At 24.3% G+C, this 1,401-nt stretch carries 1 protein-coding gene; it reads left to right on the top strand.

What is annotated here, in order from left to right:
• Positions 1-368 precede the first annotated feature (368 nt).
• Positions 369-1,130, top strand: a complete 762-nt coding sequence (locus tag ON17_RS03155; protein WP_017192060.1) for a hypothetical protein — start codon at positions 369-371, stop codon at positions 1,128-1,130.
• Positions 1,131-1,401: the final 271 nt, after the last annotated feature.

Genomic DNA, 1,401 nt, shown 5'->3' with positions numbered 1-1,401 from the left:
AAATATTTTTTTCTTTAAAATATCTTTTTTTATTAAAAACACCGAAAAAACATCTTTTTATTATTTGGAAGTAAAATAGATCTTTTCTTTCTTTGGAAACGGTATTTTACCTTACTGAAAAGATTATTTTTTTCATTAATTTTTTCCTTAAAAGTCGTTATTTTATGAACTCGGTCGAAAAAAATTGTTTCATAACGCTAAAAATACTATATAATAAAATTGTTTTAAATAATATGTTTTTTTGACATAAACATATTATTAATAGAATAAATTTTTTCTTCCATAAGAAACAAAAATTAAAATTGAAAAAAATTTTATTTTGATTTTAGCTATTCTATGCAAATATTATAGGAGAATAATAAAAAGTTATGAAAATGAATATTTTTAAACCTAATAAAAAAAACTTTTATATTATTTCGATTTTAATTTTAACAGCGGTGATTTTTTTATTAATTATTTCTACTGCTTTCGCTTTCGACAAAGCAAAAGATGAAATTGCGGATGAAATTAAAGGAAAAACTAATGAAATTAAGGAAAAAACTAATAAAAAAATAAATGAAGTATTAGATCAACAATCAAAACAAACATCGCAAAAAAGAGATGAAGTGTTCAATAAATTATTGGAAAAAATGGATAATTTAGAAAATTCCCTTACTAAAGAATTAATTCCTAAATATTTAGAGCAATTAACCAAAAAAGCGGAAAGCAAAATAGAATCTTTCAATACTCAAGAAATCACTCAAAAAATATTGGTTATTTTAGACCAAAAAGTAAAAGCTTTAGCGGATGATTTCACTAAAACACTACAAACAGCGATTGACAATTTAGGTCAAAGTATTGAAAAAGATAAAAAATCATTAATGGATAATATTGCAGGCAAAATCGACTCATGGAATAAAGACCTTGAAAAAGATAAAAAACAAATTATTGAAAAAATTTCTACAGCATTAGATAATTTAGAACAAGCTACTAAAACAGCTAAGGATAAAATGGAAAATATTGAAGATAATATTCATGTGAAAGGAATTGTGGAAAGTTTAAAAACAAGTATTAATCAATTGCCGCCTCAATTAAGTCACAAAATAAAAGATTTGATAAAGGAGAGTTTGCCGACATGGTTAAGGGGGTAAAACTCCAGACAACAAAAACTCCAATGTTGACGCCAATGAAAACAATTCTGCTTTACCAGCCGTCACCTCCAACTCTTCAGTTGGCAAAATAATGTCGTTGTTTGGTTCGTCGTGGTGGAATTCATAAAAAGATCAATTTATAATTCCTTTTTATAAAACTAAAACCGTTCTTTTTATAACGGTTTTTTTGCTAAATTGCTTTATATAATTTGATATTTATAAAAAGAGTAATATTATCATTTTCTTTGTTAATATTAGAATTAAAATAATT

The sequence above is a fragment of the Poinsettia branch-inducing phytoplasma str. JR1 genome, assembly GCF_000309465.1.
Classification (GTDB): Bacteria; Bacillota_I; Bacilli_A; order Acholeplasmatales; family Acholeplasmataceae; genus Phytoplasma; species Phytoplasma pruni.
The sequence above is the reverse complement of the archived record's forward strand: the minus strand, read 5'-3'. Positions and strand labels throughout refer to the sequence as shown.

What these genes read in the sequence shown, in the direction of transcription:
- ON17_RS03155 (WP_017192060.1), top strand. Translation starts at nt 369, where the DNA reads ATGAAAATGAATATTTTTAAACCTAATAAAAAAAACTTTTATATTATT.